This is a genomic window from Streptomyces sp. NPDC005302 (genome assembly GCF_040607345.1).
Taxonomy (GTDB): domain Bacteria; phylum Actinomycetota; class Actinomycetes; order Streptomycetales; family Streptomycetaceae; genus Streptomyces.
The window spans coordinates 285,974-299,997 of record NZ_JBEXGN010000005.1; the positions used below are offsets into that span (position 1 = coordinate 285,974).

10 protein-coding genes and 1 tRNA gene are annotated in these 14,024 nt (G+C 71.7%); 3 read left to right on the plus strand and 8 right to left on the minus strand.

Features of this window, described 5'->3' with window-relative positions:
• Positions 1 to 17: 17 nt before the first annotated feature.
• The 8 genes from ABZT74_RS09935 to ABZT74_RS09970 form a co-directional block, all read right to left on the minus strand.
• Positions 18 to 1,319: a M18 family aminopeptidase gene (locus ABZT74_RS09935; protein ID WP_356176749.1), complete on the minus strand. Its 1,302-nt coding sequence runs from the start codon at positions 1,317 to 1,319 to the stop codon at positions 18 to 20.
• A gap of 240 nt (positions 1,320 to 1,559) precedes the next feature.
• Complete coding sequence (locus ABZT74_RS09940; RefSeq protein ID WP_356433960.1) at positions 1,560 to 2,204, minus strand: response regulator transcription factor; 645 nt, start codon at positions 2,202 to 2,204, stop codon at positions 1,560 to 1,562.
• Entirely contained in the window at positions 2,198 to 3,487 is a 1,290-nt protein-coding gene (locus tag ABZT74_RS09945; protein ID WP_356433962.1) for a sensor domain-containing protein, read from the minus strand. Before ABZT74_RS09945 ends, ABZT74_RS09940 begins: the two co-directional genes overlap by 7 nt.
• 125 nt (positions 3,488 to 3,612) lie before the next feature.
• Positions 3,613 to 5,355 carry a long-chain-fatty-acid--CoA ligase gene (locus tag ABZT74_RS09950; protein WP_356433964.1) on the minus strand — a complete coding sequence of 581 codons (1,743 nt, stop codon included), beginning with the start codon at positions 5,353 to 5,355 and terminating at the stop codon, positions 3,613 to 3,615.
• A gap of 63 nt (positions 5,356 to 5,418) precedes the next feature.
• Positions 5,419 to 5,886 (minus strand): DUF3592 domain-containing protein, encoded by a 468-nt coding sequence (locus tag ABZT74_RS09955; RefSeq protein WP_356176755.1) that lies wholly within the window; start codon positions 5,884 to 5,886, stop codon positions 5,419 to 5,421.
• 119 nt (positions 5,887 to 6,005) lie between these two features.
• Complete coding sequence (locus tag ABZT74_RS09960) at positions 6,006 to 6,641, minus strand: lytic polysaccharide monooxygenase (RefSeq protein ID WP_356433966.1); 636 nt, start codon at positions 6,639 to 6,641, stop codon at positions 6,006 to 6,008.
• A gap of 121 nt (positions 6,642 to 6,762) precedes the next feature.
• Positions 6,763 to 7,962 (minus strand): SPFH domain-containing protein, encoded by a 1,200-nt coding sequence (locus ABZT74_RS09965; protein WP_356433968.1) that lies wholly within the window; start codon positions 7,960 to 7,962, stop codon positions 6,763 to 6,765.
• Positions 7,963 to 8,067: 105 nt separating this feature from the next.
• Positions 8,068 to 9,438, minus strand: coding sequence for a peptidoglycan-binding protein (locus ABZT74_RS09970; protein ID WP_356433970.1), 1,371 nt, complete (start codon positions 9,436 to 9,438; stop codon positions 8,068 to 8,070).
• A gap of 185 nt (positions 9,439 to 9,623) precedes the next feature.
• Between ABZT74_RS09970 and ABZT74_RS09975 the strand changes: the two genes are divergently transcribed.
• The 3 genes from ABZT74_RS09975 to ABZT74_RS09985 all read left to right on the plus strand — a co-directional run bounded on the left by ABZT74_RS09975 (position 9,624) and on the right by ABZT74_RS09985 (position 14,019).
• Positions 9,624 to 9,697 (plus strand) — tRNA-Lys (locus ABZT74_RS09975).
• Between the two features lie 438 nt (positions 9,698 to 10,135).
• Positions 10,136 to 12,085 carry a glycosyltransferase family 2 protein gene (locus ABZT74_RS09980; protein WP_356433972.1) on the plus strand — a complete coding sequence of 650 codons (1,950 nt, stop codon included), beginning with the start codon at positions 10,136 to 10,138 and terminating at the stop codon, positions 12,083 to 12,085.
• Positions 12,082 to 14,019: a kelch motif-containing protein gene (locus tag ABZT74_RS09985; RefSeq protein WP_356433974.1), complete on the plus strand. Its 1,938-nt coding sequence runs from the start codon at positions 12,082 to 12,084 to the stop codon at positions 14,017 to 14,019. The genes ABZT74_RS09980 and ABZT74_RS09985 overlap by 4 nt, the downstream gene beginning before the upstream one ends.
• Positions 14,020 to 14,024 lie beyond the last annotated feature (5 nt).

Below are 14,024 nucleotides of genomic sequence, written 5' to 3' on the forward strand. Positions count from 1 at the left end.
CCTTCACGCGTACCGGGCTACTCCGACGTGACGAACTCCGTCAGCACCCGCGCCAGCAGCCCGGGGTCCCGTGCCCCGCACAGCTCACGCGCCGAGTGCATCGACAGCCCCGCCACCCCCACGTCGACCGTCGCCACGCCGAGCCGGGCCGCGGTGATCGGCCCGATCGAGGTGCCGCACGGCATCGCGTTGTGCGAGACGAACGGCTGCCAGGACACGCCTGCCCGCTCGCACGCCCCCGCGAAGGCGGCGAAACCCGCGCCGTCGGTGGCGTACCGCTGGTTGGCGTTGACCTTGATCACCGGGCCGCCGTTGGGCAGCGGCTGGTGGCCCGGGTCGTGCCGCTCGGCGTAATTGGGGTGGACCGCGTGGGACATGTCGGAGGAGACGCACAGGGCGCCGGCGAGAGCCCGGTCGAAGTCCTCCGCGCCCCCGCCGCGGGCGGTCACCGACCTGCCGAGCACCCGTTCCAGGAGGGGACCCTGGGCGCCGGACTCCGAGCCGCTGCCCACCTCCTCGTGGTCGAAGGCGGCGAGCACCGGAACGCGCGCGGGCGGGCGGGCCGCGCCGGCCGCGGCCACCAGGGCGGTGACGCCCGCGTGCACGGAGATCAGGTTGTCGAGGCGGGGAGCGACGATGAACTCCTCGTCCGCGCCCAGGTACCCGGGCGGCTGGACGTCGTGGAGCATCAGGTCCCAGCCGAGGATCTCGCGGGCGTCGGCGCCGGCCGCCTCGGCGACCCGGCCGAGCAGGGCACCGGGCCGCGCGTCGCCCAGCCCCCACAGCGGGGTCATGTGGCGCTGCCGGTCCAGGGCGAGCCCGTCGTTGACGGTCCGGTCCAGATGGATGGCGAGCTGGGGCACCCGCAGCAGTGGCTTGTCGACGCAGACGAGCCGGGTCGAACCGTCGCGCAGGGTCAGCCGCCCCGAGACGCCCAGATCACGGTCCAGCCAGGTGTTGAGCGGCACGCCGCCGTAGACCTCCACGGCGATCTGCCGCCACCCCGCCGAGCCGGTGTCCGGGGTGGGCTTGACCCGCAGGTTCGGGGAGTCGGTGTGGGCGCCGACGATCCGGAACGGGGTGTGGGCGGGGGCGCCCGGCGGCACGTACCAGGCGAGCAGCGCTCCCGCGCGGACCACGTACCGGCCGCCCTCGGCCCCGGCCGTCCAGTCGTCCCGCTCCCGCAGCTCCGCGAAGCCCGCCTTCTCCAGGCGCTGCGCCGCGCTCGCCACCACGTGGTACGGCGAGGGGCTGGCCCTGACGAAGGCGAGCAGGTCGTCGCCGTGGCCGCGGTCGAGCGTGTCATGCGTGGGGGACATGAGTGCCTTTCGGGTGCTGTGGAGGGTGGGTGGGGCACCGCCGGACCGTCGGGCCGGGTGCACGGTCCGGCCCCCAGGGGGTGTCTCTCTCTTCGATCGGTTCGAGACCCACCTGGGCTCGGGCGTCGGGCACGCGGGCCCATCGGCTCACGTGTCCCGGTATCCTCCCCGCGCGAACCGGCCGGGACTCCTCACCACGGCATCCTTCACAGCGGTCCGGAGAACCCCGCCGCGCCTCAACTACCCCCGCAGATAGGCGAGTACGGCCAGCACGCGGCGGTGCGTGCCCTCGGCCGGGGGCAGCTCCAGCTTGCTCAGGATGTTGCCGATGTGCTTGCCGACGGCGGCCTCGGTGACGACCAGTTCGCGGGCGATGGCGCCGTTGGAGCGGCCTTCGGCGACCAGGCCGAGGACCTCGCGCTCGCGGGGTGTCAGCGTCGCCAGCGGATCGCGCCGGCGGCGCAGCAACTGCCGTACGACTTCGGGGTCCACGACCGTCCCGCCGGCCGCGACCCGCTCGACCGCCTCCGCGAACTGCCCGACCTGCCCGACCCGGTCCTTGAGGAGGTAGCCGACGCCGGTTCCGTCACCGGTGTCGAGGAGGTCGGCGGCGTACGCGCGCTGGACGTACTGGCTGAGCACCAGCACCGGGAGGCGCGGGTCGGCGGCGCGCAGCGCGAGAGCCGCGCGCAGGCCCTCGTCCTGGAAGCCGGGCGGCATACGGACGTCGGTGACGACGAGGTCGGGCGTGTACGCCGACACGGCGTCGCGCAGCGCCTCCGCGTCGCCCACGGCCGCCACCACCTCGTGTCCGAAGCGGTTCAGCAGCCCCACCAGGCCCTCCCGCAACAGCACGCCGTCCTCGGCGAGTACGACTCTCAGCACGGGATCTCCATACGCAGCACGGTGGGACCGCCCGGCGGGCTGTCGACGGCCAGTGTTCCATCGAGGACGGCGAGGCGGTCGGCGAGACCGGTGAGGCCGGAACCGGCCCGACCGCCGGGTCCCTTCCCCCCGGCTCCGCCGCCGGAGGGTACGGCTCCGCCGCGGCCGTCGTCGCGCACCTCGATCCACAGCCGCCGGCCGTGCCGGTCCCCCGCCGTGCAGCCGGCGCTGATCCACGCCCGTCCCGCCCCGCTGTGCCGGGCCACGTTCGCGAGCGCCTCGCGGACGGCGAAGTACGCGGCGGACTCGACGGCTTCGGTGAACCGGGGCAGCTCCACGTCGACCTCCACCGGGACGGCCGAGCGGTCGGCGGCGTCGGCGATCGCGTCGCCGAGCCCGTAGTCGGCGAGCACCCGGGGATGGATGCCGTGAATCAACTCGCGCAGTTCGCCGAGGACTTCGTCTGCCTCTCGATGCGCTTGGGCGAGGGGGTCCGCGAGTTCGGGCGGGGCGTCGAGGCGGGCGAGTCCGAGGCGCATGCTCAGGGCGACGAGCCGCTGCTGGGCCCCGTCGTGCAGGTCCCTTTCGATGCGCCGCCGTTCCGCCTCGAAGGCGGCCACCAGGCGGGCCCGCGACTCGGTCACCTCGGCGAGCCGCACCTCGGTCTCACGCGGCGCGAGGAGCACCCGGGCGAGGGTGGCGCGGGCCCGGGCGTACAGGGTGAGCGGATACAGCAGGGCGAGGAGCAGCAGGAGTCCGCCCGCGGCGATCAGGGACGCCTGCGGGTAGCCGTCGACGAGCCAGAGCTTGGCGACGCGGATCTCCTCGCCGGAGAGGGCGAGTTGGGCCGGGGCCGTGAGCAGGGCGCCGGGGAGGGCGAAGACCATGGCGAGGACCAGCAGGTCCAGCGGCCAGAGGACGAACGCGAGCAGCACGGTGTACGCCAGTTCGCGCCAGGTCGCCTGCTCGGTGAAGCGCAGTCGTGCCCAGGGGCCGAGTCCCGGCTCGGCCGGGGTGCGGTGCGGGCCGGCCGGCGCGCGGCCGCGCTCGTCACCCGGGCCGCGGTGCCGCACGGCGGGCCGGTCGAGCCGGTCCGCCCGCCGGCGTTCGAGGACGCCGACGGGTATGCCGGACAGCGCGAACAGCGCGAGCAGGGGCAGCCCGACGAGGACGGGGCTCAGTGCCGCGCCCAGGGTGCCGAGAATCAGCAGTCCCGCCGACAGGGGTGCGCCGACCAGCACGCCGCCGACGAGATATCCCGTGTACGCCACCGGTCGGATCATGCGGAACACCGTAGGCGGGCCCGGTGAGCGCGGACCATCCGGCCCGCCGGTGCGCACGGGGCCGACCCGGCCCGGCCCCCGTCCCACCCCGCCACCCCTCACCCCGCCGCCCGGAGCCCGTTCGTCTACCCCTCCCGGGTCGGGCCCTTCGGCGGCTCCGCCGGCGCGGGTGCCGCCCGGGCGAGGAGGTCCTCCCGGCCGTGGGCCCGGTAGCGGGCGTCGAGACCGTCGGTGTCGGCCGCCGTCAGGGGCCGGTACGCGCGCTCGCCCGGGGGGCGCCACCACACGGGATCCGGGCAGCGGAAGCCCTCGCGTCGCAGGCCCACCCGGTGGATCTTGTTGGTGGCGGTGACGGGCATGCGCGCCACGATCCGCAGGAAGCGCGGCGCCATCTTCGTGCCCAGGTCGGGCTGGGCGTCCAGGAACGCCGTGAAGCCCCGGGGGTCGAAGGAGGCCCCCTCCTTCAGGGCGAGCGTCGCCATGACCTGGTCGCCCGCCACCGGATCCGGCACGGCGTACACCGCGACGGCGGCGGCGTCCTCGTACCGGGCGAGGATGTGCTCGATCATCGCGGCGGCGAGGTTCTCGCTGTCGACGCGGAGCCGGTCGTCGGTGCGTCCGGCGAAGTAGAGGTAGCCGTCCGTGTCCCGGTAGAAGAGGTCACCGGTCCAGTACCAGTCCCGCTCCGCGGCGGGGGTGTCCGGCCGGGGGTCCGCTCCCCGGCGCCGGGCCGCGTCGGCGTCGGGATTGCGCCAGTACCCCTCGAAGGGGCTGGCGCCGCGGTTCACCAACTCCCCTATCGCCTCGGCCCCGTTGAGCAGGCGCCCGGCCGGGGTGAAGACGGCCGGCGGGCAGCTGCGCCGGGTCCGGGGGTCGACCACCGCGAGGTCGTCGCCGGGGGCCGCCCTCCCGATGGCCCCGGCGGGGGTGCCGGACGTGCGCTGGATGGCGGCGCCGCCCTCCGAGGAGCCGTACCCCTCCACCAGTCGCGCCCCGAAGCGTTTCTCGAAGGCCGCCGCGTCGACCGCTCCTGCCTCGGTGCCGAATCCCATGCGCAGCGGGTTGTCCCGGTCGTCGGGACGGGGCGGCGTGGCCAGCAGGTACTGCACCGCGCGGCCCACGTAGGTGAAGTAGGTGGCGCCGCAGGCGCGGACGTCGGGGAGGAATCCGGACGCCGAGAAGCGGCGCCGCAGCGCCACGCGCGCGCCGGCCGCGAGCGCGGGCGCCCAGTCGGCGATCACGGCGTTGCCGTGGAACATCGGCATGCAGATGTAGTGGGTGTCGTCCGGGCGCACCCCGAAGTGGCCGGCGAGCGAGAGACCGGCGGCCGCGATCCTGCCCTGGGTGCAGATCGCGGCCTTGGGAGCGCCGGTCGAACCGGAGGTGAACAGCAGCAGGAACCGGCTGTCGGGCCGCGCGGCGGACGCGTCGGGCCGCGCGCCCTCGTAGGGCGCGAGGAGTTCGGCGTAGTCGTCCGAGTCGGTCACCAGGACCCGTACGCCGGGAAGCCGGAGGCCGTCGAGGAGCGGCAGGTGGGCCCGCTCGGTGATCAGGACGCGGCACTCGGTGTGCAGGATGTCGCGGGCGAGTTCGGGACCGCGCCGGGTCGGGTTGATCCCGGCGACGGTGGCTCCGCCGAGGGCGGCGGCGCCGAGCCACAGCGGGTATTCGGGGGTGTTGTCGAGCAGCACCCCGAGGTGCGGTTCGGCACCGGGCGGCAGCAGCCGGGCGAGCAGCGCGGCTCGTTGTGCCGCGCCCGCCGCCACCTGGTGGTGGCTGACGGTCCGGCCCTCGAACCACAGTCCCGGCCGGTGGTCGCCCCACCGCTGCGCCACGAGTTCCCCGACGGTACGCCTGCTGGACCCCATGGGCGCGTACGGTAATTGACGGATCGTCAGATGTGGAGAGGCGTGCACGCCGCCCGTGACGTCCTAGATGCCGCCGAAGAAGGAGTCCCCCGCGAAGACCTCGTGAAAGGTGATCATGAAGCCGACGCAGAAGGCGACGACCACACCGCAGAACGCCAGCATGGCGACGGTGCCCACCGCGGCCTTGACCGGGCTCGGCGCGTGGGCGGTGGCCTTCTCGGGGTGCGCGGCGGTGTAGTGCACGGTGACGATGTCGCCCTCGACGACGGTCGGGCGGCCGTTGTCCTCGTCGAAGCGGACGGCGCGGCCGTCGCGCGTCGTGAACTCGTAGACGTGGTGCAGCGTCGTGGTGACGGAGGAGTCGCCACTGCCGCCGCTGGTCGTGGTGTACGAGCGCAGGCAGCGGCCCTCGGCGGTCAGCCCGCTGCTCCAGGCGCTGCGCAGTTCGAGCGAGCGGCGCACCACCTTGACCGCGATGAGCAGCACCCCGGTGATGATCAGCACGGGCACGGCGTAGAAGAACACACTCATCAGGACCCCCGGTGGTCGGACACTGCTTCCCCGCACGCCGTCGGTCGGGACGGCGTGCGGGGAACCTACCCGGGCCGGGGGTGCCCGCGCCTCAAGGGAGGCTCAGAACTGTGCCGGCCTCAGAACGTGACGTCCGCGCAGGAGTAGAACGCGTTCGTCGTGTCCGCGACCGTCCACACCCCGAGGATGATGTGGTGTCCGCTCTTGCCGCTCGGCAGGGTGCCGGTGTGCGAGAGCGTGGACGGGGGGCGCTGTCCGTTGTAGGGGACCGTCAGGAACGGGGTGGCCTCCAGGTCCGCGCGGGTCAGCGCGTGGTTCTGGTTCCAGCCGGTCTTGGTGATGAAGTACTTGAAGTCGGTCGTCGCGTGCATGGCGGTGAACTGCCAGCGGAAGCTGTAGCTCTGCCCCGCGCCGACCTTGGTCGTCGGCCAGGCCGTACCCGCGGGGGTCTTGGGCTGGTCGAGCTGGCTGAAGTTGCCGTGGCCCGCGGAGCAGATCTGTCCGTCGGCCGGGCCCGCCGCCGGGAAGCCCTTGAGACCCTCGACGCTCTGCGGCTCCCACTGGATGTCACCGCAGTTGGCGACGCTGCCGCCGCTGGCACACATCTTCTGCCGGCTGAGGGGCTGGTCGGTGTAGCCGTGGGCGCTCGCCCCGCCGCTGGAGAGCACGAACGTGCCCGCCGTGGCGAGGCCGAGGGCCGCCGCGTACATCTTCGTCTTGCCGCTGGTGAGGGACTTGTTCGTCCGTTTGCGCATGCTGCCGCTCCTGGAGGACGTGGGGGATGTTCCCGTGAGCCGTGCGCGCGGTGTTCAGGTCTAGACCAAGTCCCAGATTATTGCGGGTAGTTGAACATGTCCATACCAATCGCGGACCCGCCTACGACGACACCTCCCCGCGTCCCGTGCAGAACGCCACCGTGAGGTCCTTGACCAACGCCTTGCGCTCGTAGTCGTCCAGTTCGACCAGTCCCCGCATGGTCAGCCGGGTCACGGTGTCCTCCACCGAGTCCACGACCGAGCCGAGCACGCTGTCACGGTGCTGCGCGTCCAGGGCCGCGATCCGGCGCCGCTGCATCACGGCGGCGATCTCGGGCGCGTACTCGATCCGCGTCGGCTGGGCGGAGAAGACCTCCAGGCCGACCGGCGCGGTGTCCGCGGCCACCATCCGGGTCAGCGCCTCACCGACCGCGTCCGTGTTGCGCAGGGTCAGGTCCTTGACCACGGCGGGGGGCAGTTCGGCCGGCTGCTGCGACAGGACCCGCGACAGGGCCGCCTCCACGCACTCGCGCAGGTACGTCTGGTGGTCGTCGACACCGAGTGTGGCCCGCGCGGTGTCCTTGACCCGCCAGACGACGAGCACGACCACCCGCAGCGCGACGCCGTTCGCGTCCACCACGGACATCGGCTCGCTGCGCCAGTGCCGCAGCCGGACGTCGACCCGGCGGCGCAGCACCAGCGGGTTGACCCACATCAGCCCGGTGCGCCGGACCGTGCCGCGGTAACGCCCGAAGAGGCCGAGCACCCAGGCCCCGCCGGTCCGGCCGCGGGCGAGCCCGCCGAAGCCGAACAGACCGAGGGTGCCGGCTCCCGCGTACGCCGCCCACTGCGCGGGGCCGAACCCGGCACCCGCGACCTGGGGCAGGTGCAGCGCGTCGAGGACGGCGGGCGACAGGAAGCCGGCCCACCACGAGGTGACCGCGCAGCCGGCCACGCCGCAGGTCCCGGCGAGCACACCGGCCAGTCCCGGGAGCACCCGGGCGGGCCGCTCGACGAGGTCGGGGTCGGTCTCCGGGACCGGGCGGGGCGGTCTGCCGGCGGCGGGCCGCCTGATCCTCGGCTGTTCGCCGGTGCCGCGCCGCCGGCCCACCACGGCGGGCGCGAGCGGCACCGACACCGGGTCGGGGTCGTCGCGGAAGAGCAGGTGGACGGGGATCTCGGTGGTCACCTCGTTCTGGATGAGCCGGACGGCCCGTGGACCTCCGCCGCCCTCGGCGGGGCCCTCGGACCGGAACTCGGACGAGGGCGGCCCCTCGGGCTCGGGGGTGTGTTCCGGGGTGTGTGACGTCGTCGTGGTCATAGCTGCCTCCATGCCTCCGCGCCTGGAAGTGTGTTCACGAGCGGTGGGCGGGCCCGGCCGGTCCGGCGGGGAAGCCGGCCGCTTCGGGCGCCGGGGTCGGCCCGCTCAGGAGAAGAGCCGCCGCCAGGTCTCCGGCCCGGGATAGCCGTCCGCCGCGGCGCCGCGCCAGCCCTGGGCCCGCTGGAACGCCTCGACGTTGCGCCGGTCCGCCTCGCCCCAGCGGGACCCGGGGCCGGTCGTGTAGTACGTGCCGAACCCCTTCTTGACGAGCTGTTTGCCGAGCTGGGTGACGTACGCGTTGTTCGCGCCGGGCCGGAGCATCGCGCGTCCGGGATAGGCGGGTACCGGGTGCGAGGTACCGGTGCCCGGAGCCCCGGGGCTGCCGGCGACGGCCGGGATGTCCTTGCCCTTCCCGCCGGTCAGGTAGGCCCAGGTGGTCGGTCCGGGACGGCCGTCCGCGTCCGCGCCGGTCCAGCCCTGCGCCTTCTGGAAAGCCTGGGTCGCCCGCTGGTCGGCGCTCGTCCAGCGCGGTCCGGGGCCCGTGGTGTAGAAGCGGGCGCCGCCCCGTGCGACCAGGAGCTTGCCGAGCTGGGTGACGTAGGCGTTGTTCGCGCCGGTCCCGAAGTACGCGGCCCCCGGGAAACGGGTCGCCGTACCCGGCACCGTCGGTGTGGACGGCTCCGCACCGCCCGCGCCGTCCGCCAGCCCCTTGTAGCGGTAGGGCACGTAGCGGTCCGAGTTCGACCAGTACGCGTACGGGGTGGACTGCTTCCTGGCATGCGGCGGGGTCTGCTCGTAGGCGACGTAGTAGGTGTGGGTGTAGTCGGTCCAGCCGCCGAAGATGACGACGTGCGAGCCCTTCTCCGGGTTGTCCGGGTTGTGGAAGAGCAGCATGTCCCCGGGCTGGAGCTGGTCGCGGGTGATCCGTACCCCGAAGGTGTCGAGGCTGCCCGTCCACTCGTTGCCCGGGAGCCCCCAGGCCATCGAGACGAAGCCGGAGCAGTCCTGCCGGTAGCCGTCCTTCCAGTACGCGCTCATGCTGTACGGCACGCCCGCGTCGATCCAGGTCTTGGCCCGGTTGATGATCTCGGTCCGTGTGGTGGCGGGCGTCTTGGCGGCCTGGCCCGGCTTGGCCGCCGCCGGTTTCCCCGAGGGTCCGTGCAGCGGCGCCTTCCCTCCCTGCGGGGTGTCGGGCTCGTCACCTGCGGGAACGCCCGGCAGGGCGGGACCGTGCGCGGCGGCGGCCGCCGGCACCGCCTGCCCCGCGGCGAGGACGACGCCCGCCGTGGCGGCCAGCGCGAGAGCCATGGGGGTCCGCCCGGCCCGGGCGAGGCCGAGTACGTGGGAGAGGGTCGCCGGATGGCCCACGGGGCCCGCCGCCCGGGACCCTGGGGGCAGGACGCGCCGCCAGTGAACGCATCCGGGGCAGTCGCAGTCACTCGCGGGATCGAGTTCCTCGAATACCGGAGTCTTCATGCGCTGCCCCTCACACTCCAGATGGAAATGTCCGCATTTCTGCACAATCGTCAGTTTCTCAACTGTCGTCCGGTGTCGCATGTTGACGGTCCGAATGATGTACGGGACCCCTCCCACCTGCGACGGAGCACGCCCCCGCGGTCGGGAGCACCCCCACGGGTCGGGTAGAGTTTTCGCGTCAGCAGGCGCCGCTAGCTCAGTTGGTTAGAGCAGCTGACTCTTAATCAGCGGGTCCGGGGTTCGAGTCCCTGGCGGCGCACCGACCGAAGAGCTCCCTCGTCGTGACGAGGGGGCTCTTCGTCATGCCCCGGGAGCCCCCCGCGGACGCCCCCATGTGCCCCTTCTTCGCACACGCGTCCCAATTAGCGCGTATGACCGGTTAACACCGCGTTTCGCATCTTGCGATCATGAAGGGAGACGTAGAACCCTGGGCCCGCAAGAGGCTGTCGATTGATGGCAGTTGAGAGAAGTGGGGGGCTTGGCCGGTTGCGGCATGGGGGGTTGGGGGCCCCGTTCATGGCCGGACGCCGAGGGGGGCGTCGCGCGACCGGATAGCCGGGGTTCCACGTCCACACGCTGTGGACGACGCGTTGGCCCCGGCCTGCCAGTGACACGTCCGCGTGGGTCTAGGGGGACCCCGGCGGACGAAGAGAACCGACGAACACGCGCTCGACGGCGCGTGTTGGGGGGATGACTCATGACGTCGACGCCGACGGGTGCCCGAAAGGATTTCGACCCGTCCGAGACGACCCGGCTGCGTATGCCGCCGCACCGCACCGGCAGCATCCGCAGGATCAAGAGCACACTGCCGAGATACGACTACGAGCACTACAGCCGGCTCGCGGGCCCGCTCACACAGCCCGACCCGGACAAGCCGTACACGGTGCAGTACCGCTCCCTGCTCTCGCAGGAACCGCACCGCATAAGGGCCGCGCTCATGCTGGGAGCCGCCCCGCTGCTGTCGCTGGTGCTGCTCGGCTGGCTGCTCCAGCCCGAGCACTGGACCGAACGCGACTATCCCGCCTACGACTTCCTGCCGGTCCTCGACATCGTGATGCTGGTCTCGATCGGTCTGATCGAGTTCTTCCGCTGCATGAACGTGCTGTCGAACGCGCACGCCACGCTGGTCGCCCGCGACCCGGTCCCGGTGGTGCCCGAGACCGGCACCAGAGTCGCCTTCCTCACCTCGTTCGTGCCGGGCAAGGAGCCGCTCGCCATGGTGACGAAGACCCTGGAGGCCGCCGTCAGGCTGCGCCACCGGGGCCTTCTGCACATCTGGCTCCTCGACGAGGGCGACGACCCGGAGGTGAAGGAGGTCTGCGCGCGCCTGGGCGTGCACCACTTCTCCCGCAAGGGCGTCGAGAAGTGGAACCAGCCCAGGGGCCCGCACCGCGCGAAGACGAAGCACGGCAACTACAACGCCTGGCTGGAGGCGCACGGCGACGCGTACGACTACTTCGCCTCGGTCGACACCGACCACGTTCCGCTCCCCAACTACCTGGAGCGGATGCTCGGTTTCTTCCGCGACCCGAACGTCGGCTTCGTCATCGGCCCCCAGGTGTACGGCAATTACGACAACCCCATCACCAAGGCCGCCGAGTCCCAGCAGTTCCTCTTCCACGCCCTCATCCAGCGGGCAGGCAACTTCTACGGCTCCCCGATGTTCGTCGGCACCTCCAACGCCGTACGCATCAGGGCGCTGAAGCAGATCGGCGGACTCTACGACTCGATCACCGAGGACATGGCGACCGGGTTCGAGATGCACCGGGCCAAGAACCCGGCGACGGGCCGCCGTTGGAGGTCCGTGTACACCCCGGACGTGCTGGCCGTCGGCGAGGGCCCGGGCGCCTGGACCGACTTCTTCACCCAGCAGCTGCGCTGGTCGCGGGGCACCTACGAGACGATCCTCAAGCAGTACTGGAAGGGCTTCGCCACGATGCCTCCGGGCAAGCTCTTCAACTACACCATGATGATCATCTTCTACCCGATGTCGGCACTCAACTGGATCCTCGCGGCACTGAGTTGCGCCCTGTTCCTCGGGCTCGGCGCCTCGGGCGTGAACATCGACCCGACGGTCTGGCTGATGCTGTACGGCAACGCCTCGGCGCTCCAGATCGGCCTGTACATCTGGAACCGCCGTCACAACGTCTCGCCGCACGAGCCGGAGGGCTCCGGCGGTGTGGCGGGCATGGTGATGTCGGCGCTGTCCGCGCCGATCTACGCACGGTCGCTGATGGACACCATGCTGCGCCGCAAGAGCTCGTTCGTGGTGACGCCCAAGGGCGATTCGGCCAGCCCCGACACGCTGTTCGGAACCTTCCGGATCCATCTGTTCTTCATCCTGGTCTTCGCCGGCTCGATCACCGCCGGCTTCGTCCTCGGCCACTCCCACCCGGCGATGATCACCTGGGGCGCCTTCGCCCTGCTGATCACCGCGTCGCCGATCCTCGCCTGGCGCTGGAGCCTGCGGCAGGAGCGGCGCAGGCCACCGGCGGTGCCCGAGAACGTATCCGTCCCGCAGCAGGCCCCGGCCCCGCAGCAGGAGCAGCACGCCCCGCACGCGCCGCAGAACAAACCCAGCTGGGCCGCGGCGGGCGGGGGCGGCGACCAGACCGTGCAGATCGCCCTTGGGGGACGTAAGAAATGAATGACGGTGCCCGTCGCCGCCGTGCCCGCCGCCTCGGGATAACCGGGGTGGTGGTGCTCGCGCTGGCCGGGATGAACGGGCCGTGGCTGTACCGCTTCGGGACGGACAGGTATCACCAGTACACGATCAACAAGCGGGAGTACAAAGCCGACAACGGCCACTGGGACATCGTGGAATTCCCGAAGCGGTACCGGCTCAACACGATCCACGCCGCCCTGCTCCACACGGGCAAGATCCTGCTGATCGCCGGCTCCGGGAACAACCAGCAGAACTTCGACGCGAAGAAGTTCGACACGAGGATCTGGGACCCGGTCAAGGGCACGATCAAGGAGATCCCGACCCCCGCCGACCTCTTCTGCACGGGGCACACCCAGCTCGCCAACGGCAATCTGCTGATCGCGGGCGGCACCAAGCGCTACGAGACGCTGAAGGGCGACGTGACCAAGGCGGGCGGTCTGATGGTCGTCCACAACGAGAACCCGGACAGGCCGATCACCCTGCCCGCGGGCAGCACCTTCACCGGCAAGGAGAACGGCAGGACGTTCGTCTCCAAGGACCCGGTGCTCGTCCCGCGCGCCAAGAAGGTCTTCGACAGGAAGACCGGCGCGTTCCTGCGCAACGACCCCGGGCTCGGCCGTATCTACGTCGAGGCGCAGAAGAGCGGCCAGAAGTACGAGACCGGCACCCAGGACAACTACCGGATCCGGGGTCTGAGCGGTTCCGACGCCCGCAACACGTACGGGATCGCCCAGAAGCTCGCCCTGGACAAGAAGGACTTCCAGGGGATCCGCGACGCCTACGAGTTCGACCCGGTCGCCGAGCGGTACATCAAGGTCGACCCGATGAACGAGGCCCGCTGGTACCCGACGCTGACCACCCTCAGCGACGGCAAGGTCCTCAGCCTCTCCGGCCTGGACGAGATCGGCCAGCTCGTCCCCGGCAAGAACGAGGTCTTCGACCCGAAGACCAGGAAGTGGACGTACACCAAGGGCATCCGGCAGTTCCCGACCTATCCGGCGATCTCCCTGATGCAGAACGGCAAGCTCTTCTACTCGGGCTCGAACGCCGGCTACGGCCCCGACGACGTGGGCCGCGACCCCGGCGTCTGGGACCTGGCGGGCAACACGTTCACCAAGCTCCGGGGCCTGAGCGACCCGAACATGATGGAGACGTCCGGCACGGTGCTGCTGCCGCCCGCGCAGAACGAGAAGTACCTGGTGATCGGGGGCGGCGGGGTCGGCGAGTCCAGGCTGTCCAGCAGGAAGACCCGGCTGATCGACCTCAAGGACCCGGACCCGGCGTTCGTGGACGGGCCCGAGCTGGAGAAGGGCACCCGCTATCCGCAGTCCTCGATCCTGCCCGACGACACCGTCCTGGTGTCCGGCGGCTCCGAGGACTACCGGGGGCGCGGCGACTCCGACATCCTGCAGGCGCGGATCTACGACGCGAAGTCCAACAGCTTCGACCGGGTCGCCGATCCGCTGGTGGGCCGGAACTACCACTCGGGCTCGATCCTGCTGCCCGACGGCCGCGTGATGTTCTTCGGCTCCAACTCGCTCTACGCGGACAAGGCCAACACGAAGCCGGCCACGTTCGAGCAGCGCATCGAGATCTACACGCCGCCGTACCTGTACCGGGACTCGCGGCCCTCGCTGTCCGGGGGGCCGAAGACGATCGCCCGGGGTGCCTCGGCGACGTTCACCTCGGCGCACGGCTCGTCCATCAGGACGGCGCGGCTGATCCGGCCGAGCGCGTCCACCCATGTCACCGATGTCGACCAGCGGTCCATCGCGCTGGACGTCACGAAGACGGCGACGGGGATCTCGGTGACCGTGCCGAAGAGCCGGAACCTCGTGGAGTCCGGCTGGTACATGCTGTTCGTGACCGACGACCAGGGCACTCCCAGCAAGGCCCAGTGGGTCAAGGTGCCCTGACGGCG

Bases quoted from the DNA above. Each gene is read 5' to 3' on its own strand.
- ABZT74_RS09935 (WP_356176749.1), bottom strand. From the start codon at position 1,319: ATGTCCCCCACGCATGACACGCTCGACCGCGGCCACGGCGACGACCTG.
- ABZT74_RS09945 (WP_356433962.1), bottom strand. From the start codon at position 3,487: ATGATCCGACCGGTGGCGTACACGGGATATCTCGTCGGCGGCGTGCTG.
- ABZT74_RS09950 (WP_356433964.1), bottom strand. From the start codon at position 5,355: ATGGGGTCCAGCAGGCGTACCGTCGGGGAACTCGTGGCGCAGCGGTGG.
- ABZT74_RS09955 (WP_356176755.1), bottom strand. From the start codon at position 5,886: ATGAGTGTGTTCTTCTACGCCGTGCCCGTGCTGATCATCACCGGGGTG.
- ABZT74_RS09960 (WP_356433966.1), bottom strand. From the start codon at position 6,641: ATGCGCAAACGGACGAACAAGTCCCTCACCAGCGGCAAGACGAAGATG.
- ABZT74_RS09965 (WP_356433968.1), bottom strand. From the start codon at position 7,962: ATGACCACGACGACGTCACACACCCCGGAACACACCCCCGAGCCCGAG.
- ABZT74_RS09970 (WP_356433970.1), bottom strand. From the start codon at position 9,438: ATGAAGACTCCGGTATTCGAGGAACTCGATCCCGCGAGTGACTGCGAC.
- ABZT74_RS09980 (WP_356433972.1), top strand. From the start codon at position 10,136: ATGACGTCGACGCCGACGGGTGCCCGAAAGGATTTCGACCCGTCCGAG.
- ABZT74_RS09985 (WP_356433974.1), top strand. From the start codon at position 12,082: ATGAATGACGGTGCCCGTCGCCGCCGTGCCCGCCGCCTCGGGATAACC.